At 28.8% G+C, this 438-nt stretch carries 1 pseudogene; it reads right to left on the reverse strand.

The window, feature by feature from the left end:
* Nucleotides 1–94 (reverse strand): annotated as a pseudogene (locus tag BN338_RS13965) (SRPBCC family protein); the annotation flags it as partial.
* Nucleotides 95–438: the final 344 nt, after the last annotated feature.

Consider the following 438-nt stretch of genomic DNA (forward strand, 5'->3'; position numbering starts at 1 on the left):
AGCAAGACCATGTTGCTACATCTTCCCACATAGCCCAAATCTGCTCTGCACTTGCTTCTGTATTAATTTCTTCGCTATGTGTCCATTTAAACATGATAATCTCCCCTTTTTTACAAAATCACTTATCTTTAGCGATAAAGAGTGATAATGTAAATGACCCCTAAAACTGCACAACGACAAGATACTTAATATTCTCAAATGTACTTAATAGGTAATGCTTTAATCAATAAGCGACATTAAAATAAACACACAAATGTTCAGTATAAATGAACACTATTTCCCACTTTAAATCAAAATATCTGTTTTTTTAAATTCATACAATAATAAATCTAGAATTTACGCAATTTTTGGCTGAACAAAAGATTAGAAAGAATCTCTCTATAAAAAGCATAATAAAATTAAAACGCATCAATTTTTTTTTAACATGAGAATCTTTTA

The sequence above is a fragment of the Bartonella queenslandensis AUST/NH15 genome, assembly GCF_000312585.1.
Taxonomy (GTDB): Bacteria; Pseudomonadota; Alphaproteobacteria; order Rhizobiales; family Rhizobiaceae; genus Bartonella; species Bartonella queenslandensis_A.